Origin of the sequence: Hyphobacterium sp. SN044, from assembly GCF_021864465.1 — a bacterium.
Lineage (GTDB): Bacteria > Pseudomonadota > Alphaproteobacteria > Caulobacterales > Maricaulaceae > Hyphobacterium.
This window is the reverse complement of record NZ_JAKKUV010000004.1, coordinates 68513-93650: the sequence shown is the minus strand read 5'-3', so window position 1 is coordinate 93650 and position 25138 is coordinate 68513. Positions and strand designations below refer to the sequence as shown.

At 65.9% G+C, this 25138-nt stretch carries 19 protein-coding genes; 11 read left to right on the top strand and 8 right to left on the bottom strand.

Annotation, left to right across the window (positions count from 1 at the left end):
• Positions 1-70: 70 nt before the first annotated feature.
• The 3 genes from L5876_RS07050 to L5876_RS07040 all read left to right on the top strand — a co-directional run bounded on the left by L5876_RS07050 (position 71) and on the right by L5876_RS07040 (position 3205).
• A complete protein-coding gene (locus L5876_RS07050) occupies positions 71-1141 on the top strand; it encodes an aromatic ring-hydroxylating dioxygenase subunit alpha (RefSeq protein ID WP_236955458.1) in 1071 nt (356 codons plus the stop codon).
• Between the two features lie 19 nt (positions 1142-1160).
• The gene (locus L5876_RS07045) at positions 1161-2459 is read left to right on the top strand and encodes an APC family permease (protein ID WP_236955457.1); all 1299 of its coding nucleotides are present in this window, start codon (positions 1161-1163) and stop codon (positions 2457-2459) included.
• A gap of 95 nt (positions 2460-2554) precedes the next feature.
• Positions 2555-3205, top strand: a complete 651-nt coding sequence (locus L5876_RS07040; protein ID WP_236955456.1) for a MarC family protein — start codon at positions 2555-2557, stop codon at positions 3203-3205.
• Between the two features lie 210 nt (positions 3206-3415).
• On the opposite strand, the gene L5876_RS07035 is transcribed toward L5876_RS07040, so the two are convergent.
• Both L5876_RS07035 and L5876_RS07030 read right to left on the bottom strand, forming a co-directional pair.
• Positions 3416-3586 carry a hypothetical protein gene (locus L5876_RS07035; RefSeq protein ID WP_236955455.1) on the bottom strand — a complete coding sequence of 57 codons (171 nt, stop codon included), beginning with the start codon at positions 3584-3586 and terminating at the stop codon, positions 3416-3418.
• Positions 3587-3728: 142 nt separating this feature from the next.
• A complete protein-coding gene (locus L5876_RS07030; protein WP_236955454.1) occupies positions 3729-4298 on the bottom strand; it encodes a type 1 glutamine amidotransferase domain-containing protein in 570 nt (189 codons plus the stop codon).
• 166 nt (positions 4299-4464) lie between these two features.
• On the opposite strand from L5876_RS07030, the gene L5876_RS07025 reads away from it, so the two are divergent.
• Entirely contained in the window at positions 4465-4650 is a 186-nt protein-coding gene (locus tag L5876_RS07025; protein WP_236955453.1) for a hypothetical protein, read from the top strand.
• Here L5876_RS07025 and L5876_RS07020 read toward each other — a convergent pair.
• The 6 genes from L5876_RS07020 to L5876_RS06995 form a co-directional block, all read right to left on the bottom strand.
• A complete protein-coding gene (locus L5876_RS07020; protein ID WP_236955451.1) occupies positions 4647-6197 on the bottom strand; it encodes a bifunctional GNAT family N-acetyltransferase/carbon-nitrogen hydrolase family protein in 1551 nt (516 codons plus the stop codon). The two genes, L5876_RS07025 and L5876_RS07020, sit on opposite strands and share 4 nt — an antisense overlap.
• On the bottom strand, positions 6194-7042 hold the full coding sequence (gene aguB / locus L5876_RS07015) for an N-carbamoylputrescine amidase (RefSeq protein WP_236955450.1): 849 nt from the start codon (positions 7040-7042) through the stop codon (positions 6194-6196). The genes L5876_RS07020 and aguB overlap by 4 nt, the downstream gene beginning before the upstream one ends.
• Positions 7043-7050: 8 nt before the next feature.
• Positions 7051-8301, bottom strand: coding sequence for a serine hydrolase (locus L5876_RS07010; protein ID WP_236955449.1), 1251 nt, complete (start codon positions 8299-8301; stop codon positions 7051-7053).
• A 3-nt stretch (positions 8302-8304) separates the two neighbouring features.
• Positions 8305-9324 carry an agmatine deiminase family protein gene (locus L5876_RS07005; RefSeq protein ID WP_236955448.1) on the bottom strand — a complete coding sequence of 340 codons (1020 nt, stop codon included), beginning with the start codon at positions 9322-9324 and terminating at the stop codon, positions 8305-8307.
• A gap of 40 nt (positions 9325-9364) precedes the next feature.
• Positions 9365-10933 carry an alkaline phosphatase gene (locus L5876_RS07000; protein WP_236955447.1) on the bottom strand — a complete coding sequence of 523 codons (1569 nt, stop codon included), beginning with the start codon at positions 10931-10933 and terminating at the stop codon, positions 9365-9367.
• 142 nt (positions 10934-11075) lie between these two features.
• A complete protein-coding gene (locus tag L5876_RS06995) occupies positions 11076-14273 on the bottom strand; it encodes a TonB-dependent receptor (protein WP_236955446.1) in 3198 nt (1065 codons plus the stop codon).
• 331 nt (positions 14274-14604) lie between these two features.
• On the opposite strand from L5876_RS06995, the gene L5876_RS06990 reads away from it, so the two are divergent.
• The 7 genes from L5876_RS06990 (at position 14605) to L5876_RS06960 (ending at position 25125) form a co-directional block, all read left to right on the top strand.
• The gene (locus L5876_RS06990) at positions 14605-16167 is read left to right on the top strand and encodes a glycosyltransferase family 39 protein (RefSeq protein ID WP_236955445.1); all 1563 of its coding nucleotides are present in this window, start codon (positions 14605-14607) and stop codon (positions 16165-16167) included.
• A 97-nt stretch (positions 16168-16264) separates the two neighbouring features.
• Positions 16265-18319 (top strand): type II secretion system secretin GspD, encoded by a 2055-nt coding sequence (gene gspD / locus L5876_RS06985; protein ID WP_236955443.1) that lies wholly within the window; start codon positions 16265-16267, stop codon positions 18317-18319.
• Positions 18316-19077 carry an A24 family peptidase gene (locus tag L5876_RS06980; RefSeq protein ID WP_236955441.1) on the top strand — a complete coding sequence of 254 codons (762 nt, stop codon included), beginning with the start codon at positions 18316-18318 and terminating at the stop codon, positions 19075-19077. The genes gspD and L5876_RS06980 overlap by 4 nt, the downstream gene beginning before the upstream one ends.
• A gap of 20 nt (positions 19078-19097) precedes the next feature.
• On the top strand, positions 19098-21203 hold the full coding sequence (locus L5876_RS06975) for a class I SAM-dependent methyltransferase (RefSeq protein WP_236955439.1): 2106 nt from the start codon (positions 19098-19100) through the stop codon (positions 21201-21203).
• Positions 21204-21238: 35 nt separating this feature from the next.
• Positions 21239-22291 (top strand): rhamnan synthesis F family protein, encoded by a 1053-nt coding sequence (locus L5876_RS06970; RefSeq protein WP_236955437.1) that lies wholly within the window; start codon positions 21239-21241, stop codon positions 22289-22291.
• 5 nt (positions 22292-22296) lie between these two features.
• Entirely contained in the window at positions 22297-23925 is a 1629-nt protein-coding gene (locus L5876_RS06965) for a GspE/PulE family protein (protein ID WP_236955435.1), read from the top strand.
• A 3-nt stretch (positions 23926-23928) separates the two neighbouring features.
• Positions 23929-25125, top strand: a complete 1197-nt coding sequence (locus L5876_RS06960) for a type II secretion system F family protein (protein ID WP_236955434.1) — start codon at positions 23929-23931, stop codon at positions 25123-25125.
• Positions 25126-25138: the final 13 nt, after the last annotated feature.

The window sequence follows — 25138 nt, the reverse complement described above, 5'->3', positions numbered from 1 at the left end:
TCCGGCCGTTTTCGTTTCGGCCCATAAGCTTTTCCTTGCCGTCCGGGTGCCGCGCACCTAGCGTCCGGCCATGGACGATCACGCATCACCGCGGCGCCAGGGCCTGGAACAAAAGCCGCTCGAGCTGGCCTCCGCCCTGCCCGCCGCATTCTATTGTGGCGAGGCCTGGCACCGTTTCGACGCGGACCGCCTGCTGGCACCGGGCTGGCAGGCCGTCGCGCCCGCCTCGGCGCTGGCCGGACCGGGCGACCACATCGTCCGCGAACTGGGTGGCAAGCCGGTCGTCATCGTGCGCAAGCCCGATGGTTCGCTCGCCGGATATTTCAACATCTGCCGTCACCGCGCCGGGCCGCTCGCGCTTTGCGACGGCAAGGGCGCGAAGCGCCTGCGCTGCGCCTATCATGGCTGGATCTATGATCTCGACGGCCGGCTGAAAGTCGCCCCGGAAATGCAGGGCGCGGCGGATTTCGATCACCGCCAGATCGCGCTCTGGCCCATCGAAGTGCGCGAATGGCAGGGCATGGTCTTCGCCAGCGCCGGAAACGGCCCGGACTTCGACGCCGTCATCGGCGATATCGGCGCCCGGCTCGAACCCTACCGGCTGGGTGCGATGCGCCACCATTCGAGCCGCGTCTACACCGTCGAGAGCAATTGGAAAGTCTATGCCGACAATTATCTCGAGGGCTATCACGTCCCGGTCCTGCACCCCGGTCTCAATGCGCTGATCGACTATCGCGACTACCGGATCGAACTGTTCGACTGGGGCTCGATCCAGGTCTCGCCCGTCAGCGGCGAGACGGGACCCTATGCGAAGGGCGAGGCGCTCTACGTCTTCCTCTTCCCCAACACGATGCTGAACATCCTGCCCGGGCGGATGCAGACCAACCGCATCGTCGCCGACGGGCCGGACCGGTGCCGGGTGGAGTTCGACTTCTACTACGCGCCCGGAAACGAGGCGCGCGCGAGCGAGGATGACGCCTTCTCCGACAGCGTCCAGGAAGAGGACCGGCTGATCTGCCAGCACGTCCAGAAGGCGCTCGAAACCGGCGTCTACGAACCGGGCCGCTACTGCCCGGCGCAGGAAACCGCACTCTGGCAATGGCACAATTATCTGCGCGAGGTCTACGCGCAAACCGGCTGAGGGCCGGAAAGGGGGGGAAATGAGCGAAACACCGAAAGAAGCGGCAAAGCCGCTCGGCTTCTGGGGTGTCTGGTCGCTCACCGTCGGTGTGATGATCGGCTCCGGCGTCTTCCTCCTGCCGACGGTCCTCGCACCCTACGGTCTTTTGAGCTTCGGCGGCTGGCTGATCACCGGCGCGGGATCGATCGCCATTGCGCTGATCCTTGGCCGTCTCGCCAGCCGGACGAAACGCACCGGCGGTCCCTACGCCTATGCGCACGACGCCTTCGGCGAGCTGCCCGGCTTCCTCGTCGGCTGGGGCTATTGGGCGTCGGTGTGGACGGCGACGGCCGCGGTGGCGGTCGCCTTCACCGGCTATCTCACCGTCTTCATTCCGGCCTTGTCGGACAACGCCATCCTGCAGGCCGTCACGGCCCTCGCCCTGATCTGGACCCTCACCGGCGTGTCGATCAGCGGCACGCGGGAGGCCGGGATCGTCCAGCTCGTGATGACGATCCTGAAACTCATTCCGCTCGGCGTCATCATTCTCGCCGGCCTGGCGTTCGGCGACAGCGCCAACCTGCCGGAGGTCAACCCGTCCGGTGGTTCGGTCACCGGCGTTCTCGCCGCCTGCGCCCTCCTGACGATGTGGGCGTTTGCGGGCATGGAGGCGGGAACCATTCCGGCGGGCGAAGTCACAGACCCGGAACGGACCATTCCCCGCGCCGTGGTGGCCGGCGTTATCGTGACGACCCTCGTTTATATCGCCGCGACCGCTGCGGTGATGCTGCTCGTTCCGGCTGAAGAACTGGCGGCGTCCACATCGCCCTTCGCCGATGCGGCCCGCAATCTCGGCACCTGGGGGCCGATGATGATCGCCGCCGGCGCTCTGGTCGCCACGGCCGGATCGATGAATGGAAACATCTTCGTGTCGGGCCAGATGCCGATGGCCGTCGCGCTCGACCGGCTGGCCCCGAAAGTCTTTGCCCGGCTGAACCGGCAAGGCGCGCCGGCCTTCTCCCTGATCGCGGCCTCGACCCTGTCTTCCATCCTCCTGATCGCGAACTACACACGCGGCCTCGTCGGTGCCTTCACCTTCATGCTGATGATTTCGACGCTGATGACGCTCGCGCCCTACCTCGTCAGCGCGCTGGCGGAATTCCGGCATTCCTGGCGGTCAGGACGCGCCTGGGCGGCGCTCGCCGCTGCGGCGGCGCTCTACGCCTGTTTTGCCATTCTGGGGTCCGGGCTTGAAGTGATTGCCTGGGGGCTGCTGCTCGTCGTGATCGGCATCCCGGTCTTCTATCTCGGGCGGCAGAAGGCTGAACAGCAGGACTGAGTTAAAGCAAACCCGGAATGCCGGGGCGCGGTGTCGCCAATCGTGCTGTGCCATGATACGCGGCGGCCTCAACACCAGACCCGCAGGATGTCGCCATGACCGGCTTCGAACTTTCGCTTCTGAGCGCCAGCTTCGTCACCTTCTTCGTCGTGATCGACCCGATCGGCGTGGCGCCGATCTTCGCCGCGCTGACCGACCAGTCGAGCCCGAAGCATCGCCGCGCCATGGCCATCAAGTCGGTCCTGATCGCGACCGGCGTCCTGCTCATGTTCGCCTATCTCGGCGAGTGGCTGCTGGGTGCGCTCCACATCAGCCTCGACGCCTTCCGCGCCGCCGGCGGCGTGCTGCTGTTCATGATCGCGCTCGACATGATCTTCGAAAAGCGCACCGAACGCCGCGAGGAGCGGGTCGAGAACATGACCCATGAGGACGGCACGCCGATGACGTCGGAAGAGGACATCTCGGTCTTCCCGATGGCGATCCCGATGCTCGCCGGTCCGGGCGCGATCGCCTCGGTGATGCTGTTCATGTCGGGCGACGGCGAAACCATCGGCGGTCAGCTGGCCGTACTCGCAGGCCTCGGCGCGAACCTCGTTCTCTGCCTTGTCATCTTCCTCGCCGTCGGACCGCTGATGCGTCTGATCGGCGACACGCTGGCCGCGATGATCACCCGCATCCTGGGCGTCATCCTCGCCGCTCTCGCCGCGCAGTTCATTTTCGACGGGATTGCCGGGGCGTTGCTCTAAGTGCTCTTCCCTCCCCTTGAAGGGGAGGGACGCGAGCGGCGACCTTCAGGTCGACGTGAGCGGGGTGGGGTGAGTTCGCAATCAACACACCCCTACCCCGGTCGGCTGGCTGACGCGCAGCCTCCCGGCCCTCCTCCCCTCGAAACGCTCCACTGGAGCGTTTCGCCCTCTGGGACGGATCGAAGCCTCAAGGGGGAGGGCGAAGAACAATTAGCCCGCCACCGGCATGAAATGGGCGCCGAGGAAATACGGCCAGACGAACAGGCCGAGCAGGCCCTGCCAGAAGCCCAGATTGAGATAGCCGATCGAGAACAGCCAGCCGCCGAACCACAGCAGGCCGATGCCGCTATGCTGTTCGATCGAGATCTTGCGTTCGTTCATGAGTCCCTCCTGCTGATCCCGGAAGGCTAACACGAAGCGGCAGGAACCGGTGTGCGGGATCATGCCGCACGCCGTCTCCTGTTCCCGCGCGAAAAGGGCGGCCGCATGGGCCGCCCCTCCCCGTTCGAAGCCGGAGATCCGGTCAGGCGGATTGTGCCTGCGCGGCATGTTTACCCTCGCAGATCTCCTCGACCAGCTTGGAACAGAACGCGTTGAGGTCTTTCGGCGTCCGGCTGGTGATCAGGCCTTCATCGACGACGACTTCCTCGTCGACGACCTTCGCGCCGGCATTGGAGAGATCGGTGCGGATATTCTCGATCGCCGTCATCTTGCGGCCGCTGACGACGTCGGCGTCGATCAGCACCTGCGGCCCGTGGCAGATCGAACCCACCAGCTTCTTCTGGGCGAAGAAGTCGTGGACGAAGTTGCGGACCTTCTCCTCCTTGCGCAGCGCGTCGGGCGAGAACAGCCCGCCGGGCACCATCAGCGCGTCGAATTCGGAGGCGGATACGGCATCGATCGTGGCGTTGACGGCCACGGCCTTGCCTTTCTCGCGATGGCGATTGGCTTCGATCTCGCCGGGTTTCAGCGAAACCACAACGGCTTCACCGCCGGCCTGCTCGATCGCTTCCTTGGGCTGGAACAGTTCCGCTTCCTCGAAACCGTCGGCGGCGAGAATGGCGATGCGTTTGCCTTCGATGCGTTGGGTCATGGGGAGGACTCCTTGAATGTGTGTTCCCCCGTCCCGGTTAGGCAACGTCCCGGCATGGCCCGTGTTCCGCCCCGGAACCGCGAAAATCCCGCCACTTGCAGCCGCTAACCGGATTTTAGCGGAGTCGGGTTAGGGTCTCCGCTCAAGGTGCGGAGACGTGCGCGTAATGCCTGTGCGTTTTGCCTTTCTGACCCTCGCCGGCGCGATCGTGGCCATCGGCCTGTCCGTCGCCGCAGTCAGTCTCACCCAGGGCCTGATCGACCAGGCCATCGCCTTTGCGTGGCCGTCACTCGGGGCCGCCCTGGCGGCTGGCATGGCCTGGCCGGCCGTGCGCAGCTCGACAACGGCCTAGCCGCGATCCTTCCAGGTGACCTTGTAAAGGTCGAAACGCCGGTCGTGCAGATTGCGCACCGTGCCGGAGTGTCGGGCGGAAACCAGCTCGTCGAGCCGGAGGTCCGCGACCGCGATCGTTTCCACATTCTCCGTCGCCACGGCGGCGAGGCCGTCGCGCGCGAAAGGGAAGTCGCACGGCGTGATCACCGCGCTCTCCGCATAGTTGATGTCCATGTTTTCGACGCCGGGCAGATTGCCGACATTGCCGGACGTTACGACATAGACCTGGTTCTCGATCGCCCGGGCGTGCGAGCAATAGCGCACGCGCAGATGCCCGGTCCGGTCATCGGTCGCATAGGGCACGAACAACATGCGCGCGCCCTCGTCGGTCAGACGCCGGGCCAGTTCGGGGAATTCGCTGTCATAGCAGATCAGCACCCCGATCGGACCGCAATCGGTCTGGATCGAATGGACCTCGTCACCGCCCTTGATATTCCACCAGAATTTCTCGTTCGGTGTCGGGTGGATTTTCTCCTGCGCATGCACCGAACCGTCGCGCAGGAAGATATAGGCGACATTCTGGATGTCGCCGTCCTCGGTCCGCGTCGGGTGCGACCCGCCGATGATGTTGATGTTGTAGCCGACCGCGAGCTCGCTCATGAATTCGCGGAAGCGGGCGGTGTGCCGGGTCAGCGCCGCGATCGATTCGGCCGGCGACAGCTTGCGTTTTTCCAGCGCCAGCAACGCGACCGTGAACATCTCCGGGAAGACGCAGAAATCGGCCCGGTAGTCCGAACACACATCGACGAAGTATTCGACATTGCGCTCGAACTCGTCGAGCGTTTCCACCGCCCGGGCCTGGAACTGGATCGTCGCCACCCGCACCGTGTCCTTGGCCGTCTGCCAGGGCTGATCGGTGCTTTCTGCGACATGACCGGGATTGCGCCAGACCATCAGCGAGGCATGCCCGAGGCTGTCCCGGTCCTCGGTATAATAGTTGTGGATCACGCCTTCCGGCTCGAACCCCATGCGCATCTGGAAGGACGCGACCGGGTCGCGCGCCTTCTTGGCCTTGACCGCGTCGAGATAGGCCTCCGGCGAGCCGTATTCCTTGACCTTGCGTTTGAGGCCGGGCAGCCGCCCGCCGAAAACGATACCCTTGAGACCCAGCTCCTCGCACAGCCTCCGCCGCGCGTCGTAGAGCCGCTGTCCGATCCGGATCCGGCGGACATCGGGATCGACCGCGACCTCCGCGCCATAGAGCCAGTCGCCATTGGGATTGTGCCGCGAGAGATAGCCGTGCCCGGTAATTCCGTCGAGCGTGTGGGAATGGTCGAAGGCCGCCGCCTCGTCGATGATGAAGCTCGAACACCAGCCCGCCAGCCTGCCATCCATCTCGATGACGATCTGGCCTTCCGGAAAGCGCGCCAGACGGCCCCGCAGCATGCCGGGCGTATCGGGTTCAAGCCCCCGATAGGCACGTTCCTGCAAGGCTATGATGTCTTCGATATCGCCGGTACCGGCGCTGCGGATGGTGAGTTTGGGCGGTACGTTTCGAGCGTTCATTTGAACCAGGGTCTGTAGAGGTCGGTGCGCCGGTCGCGGAAGAACCCCCAGGCCGCGCGGTGGCGGTCGAGGAAATCCCGGTCGAATTCGGCCGTGATGACGCCGTCGCCGGTGCGTCCCAGTTCCGACACGACCTCTCCGGAATGATCGCAGATGAAAGAAGTTCCGTAGAAGGTCTGACCGTCCTCATCGCCATACCGGTTGGCCGCCACGACCGGCATCACGTTGGACACGGCATGGCCCTGCATCGCCCGGCGCCAGCGCGCGGCAGTATCGAGGCTGTCGTCATGAGGCTCCGACCCGATCGCGGTCGGATACATCAGCACTTCCGCGCCCATCAGCGCCATGATCCGTGCGCTTTCCGGGAACCACTGGTCCCAGCACACGCCGACGCCGACGCGGCCGTGCTTCGTGTTCCAGACCTTGAAGCCGGTATCGCCGGGGCGGAAGTAGTACTTCTCCATATAACCCGGCCCGTCCGGGATATGGCTCTTGCGGTAGGTCCCCATCACCTTGCCGCCCGCATCAATCATCACCAGCGAGTTGTAATAGCGCGGTCCGTCGCGTTCGAAGATCGACACCGGGATCGCGATGTCGAGCTCTTCGGCGAGCGGCTGCAGCGCGGTAACGCACGGGTGCTCCAGCGCCGGATAGGCATGCGCGAACCAGTGCTCTTCCTGCGTCTTGCAGAAATAGTGATTCTGGAAGAGTTCGGGCGGCAGAACGATCTGCGCTCCCTTCCCGGCAGCCTCGCGTATGTGTTCCGATACCGTCCGGATGTTCGCGGCCATATCGGTACCGAAGGCGGCCTGCATCGCCGCAACCTTGATCAGATTTTTTCCCATGAAAGGGGCTAGTCCTCGTCGAGCTGGTCGAGCCAGTCAGCCGGCCCGTCCGCCATCCGCAGATCCATCAGGGTCGGGAACAGCCACCACGGCGCATCCCCGTCCATATTCCACAGACCGACATAGGCGAAGCCGGTCTCGGGTTCCATATAGATCTGCGCCCCGTAACCCGACAGATAGCCAGAATGGGTCAGCAGCGTCTGGCCGTTCCAGTCGTAAACGCGCCAGCCGAGCGCATACCAGGTGCTGTCGATACGCTCGCTCAGGCGGTAGAGCCGCCGGGTCTGTTCCGGGGTTTCGCCCTGCGGCGTGTGCACCCGGTCGAGCACCGATTGCGGCAGCAGACCGGACGTGCCCAGCTGCGCCTGCGCCCAGGCGATCATGTCATCGATCGAGACATTGACGCTCGCGGCAGCCGGGACGCTGTCATAGACTGTGTCGGGATCGCCGGCCCGCGGATTGCCGTCGCCGTCTCGCTCGCGGCGGCGGTGCGGGCGCGCCCAGCTGTCGCTGGCGCGCATCGCGTCGGCGCCGACAGTCGCGGTGCGCATGCCGATGCGGTCGAACAGATAGGCCCGCAGCGCGGTCGAGAAGTCGAGGCCAGCGGCCTGCGCCGCGATCACTTCGAGGCTGGCATAGGCGACATTCTGATAGGTGTAGCACTCGCCCGGTGCACAGGCGGGGCGCAGCGTGTCGAGCCGCTGGCGCAGCAGCGAGACGTTCTGGCCACCCTCCATCTGGCGATCCATGGCGTGGCTGGGCAGGCCCGTGCGCATCGACAGAAGCTGCAGGGCATTGGCCTGCCGCCCGCGCGGCAGCGGCAGAAGCTCGTTCGGGACCGGCTGGCTCAGATCGAGCCGGCCTTCATGTTCGAGGATCGCCAGGAGAGTCGCCGACATGCCCTTGGACACAGACGCGGCGCGGAACAGCGTATCGCGGCGGATCGGACGGCCGGACCCGGCCTCCTCCTCGCCGCCAACATAAACCAGGACCGGCTCGCCCTGTTCGAGAACGGCAACCGCCAGGCCGACCGTCTCCTGACGGGCCATGACCTGTTCAAGGCGCTCGCGGAACGCATCGAGATAAATCGCTTCGCGGGGCAGCGTGCCGAGATAATCGATCTCGGCCGGCGACAGGTAGATGGCACTCGACGCCGTAGTCAGCGGCCCGCTCGCAATCGCCTGCGCGGCATATTGCGCACCGGCCGTTCCGCAAGCCCAGACAGCCGCGATAACACCCAGTACACAACGCGAAAACATGACCTATCCCCTTCCCTCCGGCACGTGGCAGGTCACGCAGTGGAACGACCCGCCACCCGACAGGATATGCGAAGACGGGCTCGCAATCACCTGCCTTTCTGCGATTTGCGCCTGCAAGACGCGGACCGCCTCGTCGCCGGACGGGGTTCCATAGGTCGGCAGGACGATGTTTTTCGGTCCGACGACCCAGTTCATGTGCGAAGCCGGACGCACCTCACCATCCTCGTCGGTGACGAGGCCGGGCGATGGAATCCGGACGACTTTCAGCGGCCGCCCCCTCGCGTCGCGCATGCGGGACAATTGTTCGGCGCAGGCATCGAGCACCTCGGCCTGCGGATCGTCATCCCCTGCCGCTTCCTGGCAGACGATCACGCCCGGCGCGATGAAGCGCGCGACATTGTCGATATGCCCGTCGGTGTGGTCGTGCAGCAGGCCGTCATCGAGCCACAACACCTTCTCAACGCCCAGCGCCTCTTTCAGAAGTGCCGTGACTTTCGCCTCGTCGAGATCGGGATTGCGATTGTCATTGAGCAGGCATTGCCGCGTCGTCAGCACCGTGCCCTGCCCGTCGAATTCCAGCGCGCCGCCCTCGGCGATCATGTCGACGGGACGCAGCACGGCTCCGGCCGCCCTGGCGACCGCCGCGGCGACCTTGTCGTCACCGGGAAGCTCGTATTTCCCGCCCCAGCCGTTGAAGCGGAAGGACACTGCGACCAGCTTGCCGTCGCGCCAACCGAAGACAGGACCGGTATCGCGCGTCCAGACATCGCCATAGGGCGCGCGCAGCACGTCGACGCTGTCGCCCATCGCCGCCCGGATCGACGCCTCGGTTTCGGCATTGGCTGCGAGGACCGTCACGGGCAGGCCGTGCCCGTCCGCATCGGCCTCCATCATCAGCTTCAGGAAGTCGGCGAATTCGGCGCGTGCCGGCTCGAGATTCTCGAGCCAGAGATCGCCGTCCGCCGGCCAGCAGGTGAAGACGCGGGCCTGCCGCGCGGTTTCGATGGGGATGCGTATCGTCATGCCGCGATCCCTAGCATTTCCCCGCACAAGGCGGGAGGGGTCACACGCGTTGCGGACCCGGCCGCCCCGCCTCGACCACCCAGCGCGCCTGGTCGTTGGCATTGCCCTGGTCGCGGCGTGCCACACCGTCGACCACGCGCTGTGCCACCTCGGTCCGGTCGCGGGTGAAATCGACGAGGCCATAGCCGCGCTGGCGGTCATCCATGTGCAGGATATGCGGGTTGATCGGCAGCATCGAGTTGAACGCATTGTAGGCGTAGGAGTGCGACGTGATCGACGTCGTTACGAATTCCGAGGCGATCACCGCGGAGTCCGGATCGAAATAGTCCGCCTTCACATTCGCCGCCCAGTGGCAATGCATGTCGCCGCCCAGGATGATCGTGTTCGGATTGCGTCCGCCGATGATGTCGGTCATCCGCCGCCGCGCGATCGGGAAGCCGTCCCAGCCATCGGTATAGGCCGCCGGCGTGCCGTCCGGCAGGGTCTGGTTGAGGCGCGAGAACAGCGTCGCCTGCACCAGCACGTCCCAGCGTGCCGTGCCGCGTCCGAAATTGCGGCGCAGCCATTCTTCCTGCTCGCGGCCGAAATAGGTCTGGTTCTCGTCCTGGAATCCGGGACAGGTCTGCGGCTCGAGATGCCCGCCGCGGTCTTCCGGGGACGGACAGGGGTCGGGCGTGCGGTACTGGCGGCCATCGGTGAGCCAGAATTCGACCAGATCGCCCCAGACGGACGAGCCCCAGGTCCGCATCTGGCCAGCGGCGGTGACGATCGACCGGCCGCGCAGCGGCAGATGCTCGAAATACGCGCGGTAGGCCGCGATGCGTCGCAGGCGGAATTCGTCGAGCGGAACATGCGGCTCTTCGGACACGTCGCCGGCATAGTCGTTATCAACCTCGTGATCGTCCCAGATGAACAGCCACGGGGCGGCGGCGTGGGCCGCCTGCAGGTCGCGGTCGAGCTTGTAGGCGGCGTGGTGCAGGCGGTAGCCGGCCAGATCCAGCGGTTCCGGCCCCGGGTGGCGGCGCACCTGCGGCCCCCAGCTCGATTCATAGATGTAGTCGCCGGTGTGGATCAGCACGTCCGGATTCTGGGCGACGATATCGCGATACGGCGTGAAGAAGCCCTGCTCATAGTGCTGGCACGACATCCAGGCCGCGCGAAGGCGCTCGAGCGGCGCACCGAATTCCGGGGCCGTCCGTGTACGGCCGGTCGGGCTGTCGGCCCCGCCCGCACGGAAGCGGTAGTGAAACTCGCGGCCCGCCGGCAGGCCATAGATTTCGGCATGGACGGCGTGGGCGCGGTCCGGTCGGCTCATCAGTCGCTGGCTGCGCACGACGCGGCGGAAATTATCGTCCTCGGCGACTTCCAGCAGGACCTCGACCGGCTGGTCCCCGAGCCCGCCCGTGGGGTCGAGCGGCAGCGGTGCGAGGCGGGTCCACAGGACGAAACCGTCCGGGGTCGGATCGCCCGACGCGACGCCGAGGCTGAACGGATCCCCCGGCATCGGCCCGGTCTGCGCCATCGCCGTACCCCGCCAGGGTTGGACGAAACCGGCCGCCGCGGCGGCAAAGGCAGTCTTCAGGGCCAGGCGGCGGCTGATTGGCAGCATCGGAAATCTCCCCGGATATTTCACTCTTGATACCAGTCCTGCCACGCTTGCGCGACAACCCGGCGACAGTGTTTGCACAAAGAAAAGGGGCGGCCCGAAGGCCGCCCCGATCCTGTCTCGTCAGAGACTGCGCTCAGAGTAATTAGAACTCGTAGCGCAGGCCCATGCGAACCGTCCAGAAGGACACGTCGCCAACCACGCGCTCCGGGGTCGGAGCGAAGAAGTCGGTGTAGGTATAGCGGCCGTTCGCGTCGAGCGAGGCATCGACCACGCCGATCCGCTGCGGGAAGCCGGCCTGGGAGATGATGCCCCAGTCTTCGTTGATCAGGTTGCCGATGTTTTCGACGACCAGGAAGGCCGAGGAGGTGTGACCCGGCAGAATGCCGCGGAATTCCTGCTCGAGACGCAGGTCGAACTTGTTCGACCAGCTGCCTTCTTCACCATTGCGCTCCACGATCTGACCGCGGGACAGGCCGTACTGGTCGATGAAGGCGTTGAACGCCGCCTGATCGAAGTTCGGGCCGTAGGTCACGTTCGGGTCGTTCGCCAGCGGCACGTAGAGCAGGTGCACGTATTCCTGGTTGTCACCGAACATGTTGGAGTTGGTGTTGCCACCGAAGGACCAGGAGTACGGGCGGGCCTGGAAGGCCTGACCGAACAGCGTGGCCCGGGTCATGTACTCACCGAAGAAGGCGCGCTGCCACGAGAGACGCATCGTGAAGCGGTGCGGGATCTCGTAGTTGGACGTCGCTTCGCCCGGATTGTTGATGTCGCTGGTCGCGATGTTGACCCAGTTGGAGAACGCCACCGAGGAGGTCATCGGATTGACGTCCGTGGAGTCGGTGTAGGCGTAGCCCAGGTCGAGGTCGATATCGTTGGCAAACTCCTGCGACAGCACCGCGGAGAACACGAACTGGCGGCCGCCTTCGGAGTTGGTCAGCAGCAGGTCGTTGTCGAAACCGCGATAGGTACAGGCCGGGTTCGGAGCCGCGATCGTGCCGGGGTTGGTAACGCAATCGGGGTCCGAACGGTCGATCCGGCGGTAAACCGGACGGCCGTCGGCCGCGGCGGAACCGACTTGCTCGAGCGCGATGTCGCGAACCAGGACGCCGTCACGCGACTGCGAGTAGAGCACGTCGACGAGCAGGCGGGTCTGGTCTTCGAACTGTACGAACGGCATGTCGAAGTCGTAGGTCGCACCGATCGCGAACTTCCACTCCGACGGAGTTTCGAAGTTCGGGTCGATCGCGTTGACCGTCGAGTTCGCCGCACCGTTGGCGACACCATCGAACAGGCCCTGCGGGATGCCCCACAGCGGACGGCCCTGGCCGCCTTCGTCCTGGACGTGGTTCACCGCGTTCAGGTCGACGTTGAACGCCAGCAGCTGGATGTTGGTGATGCCGTCGTTGGAGTAGCTGTTCGACACCCAGACGTTCGGGTTGCCGCCCGAGTACAGGCCGAGACCACCGCGGACCGAGAGGGCGTCATTGACGTCCCATTCGAAGCCGAGGCGCGGCTGCAGCAGGTCGACGCCATCGAGGTTGAACGCGTTGGTGAAACCGTTCCGCGCGATGAAGTTGGCGTTCTCGTTCGGACGGTCGCTGGAGGTATACCACTCGTAGCGCAGACCGGCGGTGATGTTCACGTCCGGGTGCGGACGGAACTCGTCCTGAGCGTAGAGGGTGTGAACGTCGTAGGAGAAGGACGCACCCGCATCGGCCGGATTGTTCGTGCCACGGGCGTTGCCGTAGTAGACGCGCGCCGCGATACCGTTCTGGAAGTCCGTGATGTTGTTGAAACGGAATTCGCCTTCGGTGTGCTGGACGAACAGGTTGAAGATGTCGAACGTCAGACGCTCGTAGCCCGCCGTGATCAGGTGGTCGTTGAAGTCGTACGAACCAGCCAGACGGATCTGCATCGTGTCGTAGTTCAGGGCGTTGGAGTGACGCGAGTCGTCGGCGCCCAGATAGATGGTGTTGGCACCATCACGGATCTGGATTTCACCCACGTCGGTGCCGTTCACGGACGCCTGCTGGAAGTCGACGCTGTTGAAGGCGAGGCGAACTTCCGTCGAGAAATTGTCCGTCCAGTCGGAGAACACCTGGAGGGCGTAGGCTTCGAGCGGAGCCGCACCGCGATCATAGAGGTGGTTCTCGTACTCGAACTCGTTGTTGTCGCCGTCAGACTCGGTGCGGTTCAGACCTTCCGAGTAGTTGTAGGTCAGCGACGCACGGTGGTTGTTGGTGATGTTCCAGTCGAGGCGGATCAGGTACTTCTCGTCGATCGCCGCCGCGGACTGCGGAATGCCGCCCGGATTGAACTGGTAGACGGTCTGGGCGATGTTCAGGATCTGGTCGTATTCGGCCTGGGTGAAACCCGCGACCTCAACCGTGGCACCCGAACCTTCCGGACCGCGGAAGAACTGGTTGATGCCTTCGAAACGCTCGTACGAACCGTAGAAGAACAGACGGTCCTGGATGATCGGGCCGCCGAATGAGAAGCCGTAGCGCTGCTCGTCGAACGGGGCGGCACCGGCAGCACCCTGCAGGTTGTCGTCGGTGTAGTCGTAGAAGGCCGAACCGGTGAACTCGTTCGTACCCGAACGCGTCACGGCGTTGATGTTACAGGCGGTGAAGCCGCCATACTGGACGTCGAACGGCGCGAGCTCGACCGACACCTGGTTGATGGCGTCGTACGGGAAGGGCATGCGCTCGGTCGGGTAACCGTTCGAGTTCAGACCGAAACCGTCATTGAGGCCGATGCCGTCAACGGTCAGCGAGTTGAAGCGCGGGTGCGCGCCGGCGCACTGGATCGAGTCGTTGAACGACTCGTCGAGATAGACGCGCGGGTCGAGGCGGACGATGTCCTTCAGGTCGCGGTTGATCGCGGGGGAGTTCGCGAGGTCCGCGGCGTCGAACACGGTCGACGGACCGACGGCGACGTTGGCGGTCACGAGGCGCGAGCCGGTCACGACGATCGTGTCACCCGCACCGGATTCCAGCGCGATGTTCACCGACAGCGGGCTGCCGAGCTGGGCGTACAGGTCTTCAGCCTGGGCACCCTGATAACCGGCCGCCGTGGCGACGACGATGTAGGGGCCGCCCGGGCGCAGGCCGCGGGCGCTGAACGAGCCCGACGTGCCGGTCGTCGTCGTGGACGACGTTCCGGTCGGCTGGTGGATCACCTGGACGGTGGCTCCGGAAACGGGCGCGCCGGACGCGTCGACGACCGAGCCACGGATTTCCGTGGTGGTCACCTGGGCGTGAACCGCCGCGGCGGACGCCATCGCAACGAGCGCAGCCGTCGCGGTGGTGTAGGAAAGCTTCTTAAGAAGAGACATTACGGGTGGTCCCCCACTCTCGACCAAAATGGACGGGGCGCAGTGCCCCTCGTTTGACGCGGCGGCAATTAGGCCCGGCCCTCAACACTTACGTGACAGGTTTGTGAACGTTTTGCGACGGCGGTCGGGGCGTGTCTGGATAAGGCAATCCGGGCAAACTGAACGCGAAATCGGATTCCGTAATCCACACAATCGGATTCCCCCGAAAGCTGCGTCAGCCCGCCGCACCTTCGCGCCACCGCCAAGCCGGGTTGACGTCCCCCTCCGGAACCGCGATTTCTGCCCTGCTGCGGCGAAAATGCGACACCTGTCCGCAGGCGGGGAGGACGGCGTGACTGAGGCGGGACACCGGACTGATTCCATCGACCGGATCTGGCTGCGCGCCGGACTGGCTTTCATCACCGTCCTGACCCTGACGCGGATCATTCTCCTCTCGCTCAGCCCGGTCGATCTCTATCCGGACGAGGCGCAATACTGGGTCTGGTCGCAGAATCTCGACTGGGGGTATTTCTCGAAGCCGCCCCTGATCGCCTGGGTGATCTCCGCCTCGACCTCGCTGCTCGGCGTCACCGATTTCGCGATCCGCCTGCCCTCGAACATCTTCCACGCCTTTACCGGGCTTTTCCTGCTGCTTGCGGGCAGCCGGCTGGACGCGCCGAAGACCGGCTTCTGGGCGGCCGTCATCTATCTGACCATGCCGGGGGCCTGGCTGTCGGCCGGGATCATCTCCACCGACGCCATTCTTCTGACCTTCTGGTCGGGCGCGCTCTACGCGCTGATCCGCCTTCGGCAGGGCGGCGGCTGGGCCAGCGCGATCGGCCTCGGCGTCGCGGTCGGCCTCGGCTTTCTGGCCAAATACGCCATCATCTATTTCGTGATCGGCACGGGCCTCGCCATCGCCCTCGATCCGCCGGCACGCCGGGCGCTCCTGTCCCTCAAGGGGCTCGTCGCCGGCCTCATCGCCATGACCTTCCTCCTGCCGAACATGCTGTGGAATGCCGCCAACGACTTCGCGACGGTCCAGCACACGGCGGACAATGCGAATTGGGGCGGCAACTACTTCCATTTCGACGAGTTGGCCGATTTCCTCGGCGCGCAATTCATCGGTTACGGACCGGCCCTCTTCGGCACGCTGCTGGCCGGCTTCTGGCTCGCGCTGAAGCGCCCCTTCGCGATGGACGGCAACAACCGGCTCTTCCTCGTTCTCTATTCACTGCCGATCCTGCTGGTCGTCTCGGCACAGGCCTTCATCAGCCGCGCCCACGCGAACTGGGCGGCCGCGACCTATGTCGCCGCGAGCCTTCTCGTCGCCCTCATCCTGATGTCCGGCCGCCCCTGGCGGCGCTGGATGCTCTACGTCTCGGTCGCGGTCAGCTGTATGGTCGGCATCGTCTTCACCAGCGTCGCGATGTCGCCCCCGCTCGCCGAGACGCTCGGATTGTCGAACGCCTTCAAGCGGGTCCGCAACTGGGAAGAAACCGCGACCGCCGTCGCCGACGCTGCCAATGCCGGCGATTATGACGGCGTGGTCTTCGACGACCGCAACGTCTTCCACGAGATGCAGCGCTATGGCAGCAGTATCGAACCGGAACTCTTCATGTGGCAGCGCTTTGCCACACCGCACAATCACGCCGACCAGACTTGGCCGCTGCCGCTCGACTACGCAGGGCGTGTGCTTGTCGTCTCGCACCGCCCGCTCGATACGCACCGCATGCGCGAGGATTTCGAGACATTCGAACCGGCCGGCGAGATCCGCATTCCGGTCGGCGGTGGCCGCGAGCGGGTCTTCACCTTGTGGCGGGCCGAGGGTCACCAGCGTGTCGAACGGACACCCGAATACGAGACGCGCTGGGCCGAGGAAGACGCACTTCGCACCGCGGCAGGCGAAAACTGAATCGCGATTTCACCCGCCATGGCTGTGTAGAACCTTGGGACAGCGAACGCTTTCTGCTTAAAGTGCAAACCGACGGTTGATCGGACGGGGTTTTGGTATGGGTCGGAGTCTTCTCCATCCTGCGCGGCTGGCGGTGGTTTGCCTGGCGCTCATTGCGACAGCCTGCGCCACGGACGGGCCGCGTGACGTGTCGATCGATCCGTTGTCCCGCATCCCGACTTCGCGGGAAGTGCTGACCGTTCCTCCCGCACCGGACACAGCGGGACGGACCATCGCCGAGGGCCCGGCGGGTAATGTCGATGGCTTCGTCCAGTACGGAAACAACCAGCGGGTCGCGCCGCCGCGATCGCGCGGCGACCAGCTCGAAAGCGGGGCCTATACGGTGAACTTCGCCGACGCCCGCATTGACGAGGCGGCCCAGACCCTGTTCGGCGATCTGCTCGACGAACCCTTCATCATCGACCCGCGCGTCCAGGGCCGGGTGACGGCGACCACGCCGCGCCCGCTCTCGCGTGATGCCTTGCTTGCCCTGTTCGAGGCCGCACTGGCCGTGAACAACGCGACGCTGGTTCAGTCCGACGGCATCTATCGCATCATGCCGGCCGGCGAGGCGATGACCTCCGGTCTCGCTCGCATCGCCCAGTCAAGCCAGCCCGGCTGGGGCGTGTCGGTCATTCCGCTGCAATACATTTCCGCCGCGAACATGCGCCAGTTGCTGGAATCGGTGGTCACCCGGCCCGGCTCGCTGCGCGCCGATCCGGCCCGCAACCTTCTGATCATCGTCGGCACCGCGCCGGAGCGCCGCAACGCGGTCGAGGCCGCCGCGGCTTTCGACGTCGACTGGATGTCGGGGATGAGCGTCGCGCTGATGCCGCTCCTCAATGCGACGGCGACCGACATGGTCACCGAGATCAATTCCATCTTCCTCGCCCAGGCCGAAGGCGCCAGTGCCGGCGCGCTGCGCGTTCAGGCGATTGAGCGGCTCAATGCGCTACTGATTATCGCCGCCAGCCCGGGGCTTCTGGAAAACGTCCGCGAATGGGTGACCCGTCTCGACACCGGCGGTCCCGGCGGCGCGACGCTGCGCACCTTCTTTCTTGAGAACGGGGAAGCCGAAGCCACGGCCGAGCTGTTGAACCAGCTCTTCTCCGAAGGGACAGGCGGCGCATCCGGCGTCTCGCCCGACCTGCCCGCAGCCTCGGCAGAAACCGGTGGCGGCAGCGGTGCCTCCGCAGGCGCCACGCGGCCGTCCGGCGCGATCCGCGTTATCGCCGACCCGATCAACAACGCCATCCTCGTCCTCGCGGATCCGGGCGGTCAGGCCCTGGTGCAGCGGGCTCTGGAATCCATCGACCGTGCCCCGGCGCAGGTTCTGATCGATGCGGTGATCGCCGAGGTCCGCCTCAACGATACGCTGCGCTATGGCGTGCAATTCTTCTTCGAAACCAACGGCATCGACGGCGTCGCCGATTCCGGCCGCGGCGGTTTCGGCCTCGACGGCTTCGACGCCAACGGCACCTTCCCCGGCTTCAACTTCCTCCTGGAAAGCGGCGACAATGCCCGTTTCGCGCTCGATGCCCTGTCCAACGTCACCGATCTGACGGTCGTCTCCTCGCCGTCCGTCATGGTGCTGGACAACCGCACGGCCGAGTTCCAGGTCGGCGACGAGGTCCCGATCGTCACCCGCACGTCGAATTCGGTCGTGAACCCGGACTCGCCGGTGGTGAACAATATCGAGTTCCGCGACACCGGCGTCATCCTCACCGTCACGCCGCGCGTCAGCTCGACCGGCCTCGTGACGCTCGAAATCGACCAGGAAGTCTCCGACGTCTCGACGACGGCCTCGACCGGCGACCTGACCCCGACCATCTCGACGCGGCGCATTTCCTCGACCGTCTCGGTGCGCTCGGGCCAGACCATCATTCTCGGCGGTCTGATCGACGAGAGCCGCAATTCCGGCCGCCGTGGCATTCCGGGCGTGGCCAGCATCCCCTATCTCGGCGACCTCCTGTCCTCGACGGAAATCACGACCAACCGGACCGAACTCCTCGTCTTCATCACGCCGCGCGTGGTCTCGAACGACGATGAGGCGGCCGCCGTGACCGACGAAATCCGCCGCCGCATGGAGCTGCTTCAGCCGGACACCGAGTGAGCACAGCCTTCCTCGATATCTTCCTGATCGCCGGCTCGCCCTTCATCGGCAGCTTCGTCACGGCCACAGCCCGGGCCTGGCCGGACTGGAGCCGCGTCGGCGTTTCCCGCTCGTCCTGCGAAGGCTGCGGCCGGACGCTTGGCCTGCGCGATCTCGTCCCCGTCCTCAGCTATATCGTTCAGGGCGGAAAGTGCCGCACCTGCGAGACGAAGATCTGGCCATTGCACCCAGCGGGCGAAGCCGTCGCCATCTTCGTGGCCGTTGCCGCCGTCCTCGCGACTGACGGCTGGACGACGCTGATTGCCGCCCTTCTCGGCTGGTCGCTGCTGTTCGCCTCTCTGGTCGATTTCCGCACCTTCCTTTTGCCGGACGTCATCACGCTCGGCCTGATCCCGGCGGGTCTGGCGGTCAGCTATGGCCTCGGCGGAACGGACGCGCTGGTCTGGGCCGCGGCCGGAGCCGTGACCGGCTATGTGATCCTTGCCGGGATCGCATTCCTTTATCGCCTGCTGCGCGGCCGCGAAGGGCTCGGCATGGGCGATGCCAAACTGCTGGCCGCGGGCGGCGCCTGGTGTGGGCTGGTCGCCCTGCCCTGGATCGTCGCAATCGGCGCGGGCCTGACCCTGTTCGGTGTGGCGATCGCCTCCGTGTTCGGCACCAAGCTCACCCGCGATCTTGCCCTGCCCTTCGGTCCGGGCCTCGCAGCGGGTGTATTCCTCGCCTTCCTTCTCGTGCGTTCGCCCTTGGCGGCAGGCTGATCGCAAGGCAGAAGAGACGAATGCAGGTGTCCTCGCTGACCATACGCCCGCGCCGCAAGGCCGCGAAGAAGCAGAAGAAGAAGGTCTCGCTCGAGCCCTGGGTGGTCTGGCGCGCGAACGGTTACCGCGAACTCACATGCCCGGCCTGCCATGCGCATGGCCTCATGGAAAAGCAGCTCGACGCCTCGCCGCCCTTCGAGCCGAAGAAGCGGTACGCCCTGTTCGAGTGTGCCGACTGCGGCACGCTGCATTACCCGGACGCCCGGCCCTTCAAATACGAGAGCCGCAAGGACGCCGACATCGCCCGCAAATTCTATCTCGAGGTCGGGGCCGGTCTCGACGCGATGATCGCCCCGCTGGCCTGGGCCGAGCCGGAAAAGGTCTCGTCCTATCTCGAGGTCGGCGGCGGCTACGGCTTCTCCGTTGACTTCGCCTCCCGCGCCCTCGGCTGGCGGGCCCGCAATATCGATCCCTCCTTCATTGCCGGGGTCGGTGCGCGCGACCTCGGACATGATCATGTCCCGGAATATCTCAGCGCGGACAATCCGCTGCCCGACGGCCCGTTCGACCGGGTCCTGTCGTCGGAAGTGATCGAGCACGTCAACGATCCCGACCCCTTCCTCGCGGCGCTCGCCTCGGCAGTTGCAACCGATGGCGCGCTGGTCGTGACGACGCCCGATGCGGCGGCGGTGACCCGCGATGCGTCTCTCGATGCGCTCCGCCCCATCATCGTGGCCGGCCACCACCTCGTCATCTTCACCGCCGACGGCCTGACACGCGCGCTCAACCGGGCCGGTTTCCCGCATGTCACTGTGAAGGAGGGCGATTCCACCCTCTATGCCGTGGCGTCGCGCCACCCGGTCGAGGTCGATTTCACCGCCCGCCCCGAACGGACGAAATACCGCGCCTATCTGAAACAGCGGCGCGACTCCCTCGCCCCCGACCCGGCGCTCTTCGCCGGCTTCGCGGTGCGCTATCTGAAGGAATGTGTGCATTCTGGCAGCTGGGACGAGGCGGACGAAGCGCTCGCCGCCCTGACCCGCCGCTGGAAGGCAGACTTCGGCTTCGACATGGGCCGCCCCGGCCAGGTCCGCCCGGCCTATACCGAGCCGGAAACCAATGCCGGCCGGGCGATCCGTGACTACGCGGCCAACTTTCCGTTCAACCTTGCCATCGCCCTGTTCTACGCCGCGCGCCTGCGCGAACAGCAGGGCCGGACGGGCGAGGCGATGGAGCTTTACCGCGCCTGCGTCCGCGCCGCGAAGACGGGCCAGGACGTGTTCGAATCCATGTTCGCCGCCTGCCGCGAAACCGAGGACGCCGCCTTCCGCGCCCGCCTGCACATGGCGATGCTGACGTCGAAGACCGATCCGGAAAGCGCCTCGAAAGACCTGCTCGCCCTGCTCGGCCAGCAAAGCCTGTTGCCTCAGGATCTGTGGGAAGCCGCCCTGTTTCAGGTTTATGCCGAAGGCGCACTGACCGGCCGTCCGCACCTGGTGGACCGCCTCCGCCTGCTGGTCCAGGACCGGCTGGAAACCGCTCGATCGAACGGCACTCCGGTCACCGCGGCAGGAGGCTATGCCGCCGCGGGACTGGCCGAACTGGCCCGAGCGGCGGGACAATCGGATGCCGCGCGTCGCTGGTACGCGATGGCGCGCGATGCCATGACCGATCCGCGCGAATATGAGGTCTTCGCGGCACGGCTGCGCGATCTGGACAGGCCGCCCGCTCCGCCCGATCGATCTTCGGTGAAGCCCTGCCGGGCCCTGATCGACGCCATGCAGGCCGCCGACGGTGAGGCAGCGCGGGCGCCGGCCAACGAGATCCGCACCTGGCCCGAGGACGCCGAGGCACTGAGCGCCTCGGTCGCCTTCGCCATGGGCATCTACTGCCTCAACCATGACGGCAAACCGTCCGAGGCTGCAATCTGGTTCGATCGCGCCGAACGGCGCAGCCAGGGCGAGGAGCGGCTGACGGCGCTCTTCCACAAGGCATTGGCGCACCAGGTGGCCGGCGAAACCGAGGGGCGGGCCATGGCGATCTCCGCCCTGGAGGTCGCGAAATCGGCCGAACCGCATGCTTTCGACACTGCGATAGGCTCGCGTCTTGCAGAGCTTCAGGGCTAGAACTTGTCCGGCCGGATACGAATGAGGGGATGGGCGTGGCGCTGCCGAAATTCTTGAATCCGCTGAAACCGCTTTACTGGGCCTTCTTCGGAGCGCGCCAGCGCAAGGACTACGTCCCGCAGGCGATTTCGGTCGGGATTGCCAGCCTGTTCGGCAATCGCTCCATGGTCAAACAGACATGGGAGGGCGAACAGACACTCTCGGGCGCGAAGGATGTCGCCGTCCTCGTCACCTGGGATGCCGGCGGCCGGGTGCACGACTTCCTCCTCGCCCACATCAAGGGACTGACCGATGCCGGACGCGCCGTCATCGTCGTCTCCAACAGTCCGAAATGCCCGGAAGCCGAAGTCGCCAAGGCCCTGCCCCATTGCGCGCTGTTCGCCTGGCGCAGCAATCGCGGCTATGATTTCGGGGCCTATCGCGACGGTCTGAAACTCGTCCCGGACTATGACGCGCTCGACAGCCTGATCTTCATCAACGACTCCACCTACGGCCCGTTCCAGAAGCTCGGCCCGATCATCAAGAAGATGAAGCCCTCCGAAGCCGATGTCTGGGGCCTGACCGAAAGCTGGGATACGCGCTGGCATCTGCAGAGCTATTTCCTGCTCTTCCACCGCGCTGCGCTCCAGCACGAGGGTGTCCGCGCGCTCTGGGACGACTGGAAGCACGTCAATTCCAAGTCCTGGATCATCAACAAGCTGGAGATCGGCCTGACCGGCCGCCTGACCAAGGCGGGCCTGAAATGCAAGGCGGTCTGGCCCTACCGCCCGATGGTTACGGGCTTCTGCGAAGACGTCCGCAAGCATGACCTGACCAACGAGGAAAGCCTCGCGCAACAACACCGCGAACTCTTGAAATTCATGTGCCACCTCGCTGATCACGGCGCGCCGATGAATCCCTGCCACTTCTTCTGGGACCGGCTGATCACGGACGGCTTCCCCTATCTGAAGCGCGAGGTCCTGACCTCGAATCCGATCGGCATGCCCCGGCTCTATGAATGGAGTGACGTCATTTCCTCCGCCAGCCGCTATGATACCGAAATGATCGTCGACCATCTGCGGGTGATCGCGAAGAACCGGGTGATCTGATCGTCATGGACGGAAATGCCGGAATGGAATGGCTCGACCGGGTCGCGGGATTGTCTCCCGCCGACGCCGCGCGTGCCCGCCGTCTGGCACAGGAGACCGGCGAGCCGCTGACCCGCGCTCTGCGCCGCCTCGGCACCGCGTCCGACCCGGCCATCGCCGACGCCCTCGCCGCCGCACATGGCCTGCCGCAGATCGGTGCGGCCGACTTCCCCGACGCACCCCCGGACGGGGTCGGCGTATCGCCGGACTTCCTGCGCGAATCCTGGGTGGTTCCGGTTGGACAGACCGACGACGCGATCCAGCTCGCCGTGGCCGACCCGACCGACAGTGCGGGACCGGACGGGGTTCGCCTCGCCTCCGGCAAACAGGTCGAGATCGCGATCGCGACCTTCGCCGATATCGAGGCCGCCATCGCGCGCTGGTATGGCGAGGGCGAGAACCGCCTCGCCGCCGCGCTAAGCGGGGAAGCGGGCGAAGGCGATACCGAGAACCTGAAGGACCTCGCCAGCGAGGCCCCGGTCGTCCGGCTCGTGAACGGCATCCTCGCCGACGCGCTGAAGTCGCGCGCCTCCGACATCCATATCGAGCCCTTCCGCGACCGGCTGCGCCTGCGCTTCCGCATCGACGGCGTGCTGCAGGAACGCCCCTCGCCGCCGGCCGCCCTGTCGCGCCTTGTCGCGAGCCGGGTGAAGATTCTCGCCGGTCTGGACATCGCCGAGCGCCGCCGGCCGCAGGATGGCCGCGCCCGCATCGCCGTCGCCGGACGCGCGCTGGACCTGCGCGTCGCGACCGCGCCGACCGCCCATGGCGAGAGCATCACCATCCGCCTCTTGGAAGACCGCGACACGACCGTTTCGCTCGAAAGCGTCGGCCTGTCGGACGCCGACCGCGACCTGCTCCTGCATCATCTCGAAGCGCCCTATGGCCTCGTCCTCGTCACCGGTCCCACCGGCTCGGGCAAGACGACGACACTCGCCGGTGCGCTCTCGAAGCTCAACGCACCAGGGCGCAAGCTGATCTCGATCGAGGACCCGATCGAATACCAGATCGAGGGCGTCAACCAGATCGCGGTGAACCCGGCCATCGGCCTGACCTTTGCCGCCGTGCTTCGTTCGGTGCTGCGCCACGACCCGGATATCATCGTGGTCGGCGAGTTGCGCGATGGTGAAACTGCCGAGATCGCGGTCAATGCCGCGCTGACCGGCCACCTCGTTCTGGCCACCGTCCACACCAACACCGCTGCCGGCGCTGCGCCGCGCCTCATCGACATGGGCGTCGACCCGGCGCTCCTGCGGTCTACCCTGCGCCTCGCCATCGCCCAGCGCCTGGTGCGCATGCTCTGTCCGGAGTGCAAGACGCCGGTCGAGCCCCCCGAAGGTCTGTCGCAGGCTTTCGAGGCGAAGGGCTGCCCCGCCTGCGACGACACCGGCTATCGCGGCCGTTCCGGCGTGTTCGAATTCATCGAGATCGATGGCGCGATTTCCGAGACTCTGCGCGACGGCGTGTCCTCGCACGAGATCGAGAAGAAGGCGCGCAAGACCGGGGCGCCCTCCATTCTCGATGACGCCCGCGCCAAGATCGAGGCGGGTCTGACCAGTCCGTCTGAAGTCCGCCGCGTTCTGGGGGGCGTCTAGGTCATGGCCATCTTCGCCGTCCGCGTGGCCAAGCCCGGCGGCGGGATCGAGACCGCCCGGATCGAAGCCGCCAACGGCGATGCCGCTGCGGCAGCCGCGATGGCACGGGGCCTGACCCCGCTGTCCGTTTCCGCTGCAAGACCCGAGGCCGCGCCGCGCTCAAGCGCGAAGAAGCGCAAGCTCGCCACCCGAGTTGCCCGCGAACTCTCGGTGCTGACCGCCGCGGGTCTCAGCGTGGAACCGGCGCTGGCCGCGCTTGCGAAGCACGCCACCGATGATGACCTGAAAAAGATCGCCGACGGCCTCCTCGAAGACGTGCGCGGCGGGGCCGCCCTGTCGGAGGCCTTTGCCGCCCGGCCCGACACCTTCCCCGCGCCCTTCCCGGAAATCGCCGAGGCGGGCGAGGCCGGGGGCGCACTTGGCCGGGCGCTAGGCGAACTGGCCGACACCCGTGAACGCCGCGAACAGGTCGAGGCGGGCATCCAGGGCGCGATGATCTATCCCGCCTTCCTGCTGGTCGCCGCCGTCGGGGCGGTCACGCTGATCCTGGTTTTCCTGGTTCCGCAGTTCGAGAACACCTTCGCCCAGATCGGTGCGCAGATCCCGCCGCAAGCCGCCTTCGTCTTTGGCCTGTCGCACTGGCTGAAAACCTGGGGCATTTACCTGCTGGCGGGCCTTGTAGCGCTGATCTTCGCGATCGCTGTCGCCGCACGTCAGCCGGCCCTGCACGAACGCATGGACCGCTGGATTCTGCGAGCCCCGCTGGTGGGCGGTGCGACGAAGACGGTGATCGCGGCCCGCTTTTGCCGCGTGCTCGGCCTGCTTTTGAGGAACGGTCTTTCGGCAGCGCCCGCCCTTCGCCTCGCGGCCCGCGCCGCGGGAAACCAGTGGGCGGTCGCCCGCCTGACCGAAGCCCTCGCGCAGGTGCGGACCGGCCGCGGCTTCTCCGATCAGGTCGAGGCCAGCGACGTCCTGCCGCCTCTGGCCGCGGAACTTCTGTCGGTCGGGGAAGAAACCGGCGATCTCGGCGCGGCCGCTGACCGGCTCGCGGATTTCTACGAGGCGCGTTTCGAACGCAACGCCAAGGCGATCAGCCGTGTGGTCGAACCGGCGGTCATCATGATCGCGGGCCTTGTCATCGGCGGCGTGATCCTGTCGATTCTGTCGGCGCTGATGAGCATCAACACGCTGAATTTCTAGTCGGCGCAAAGGG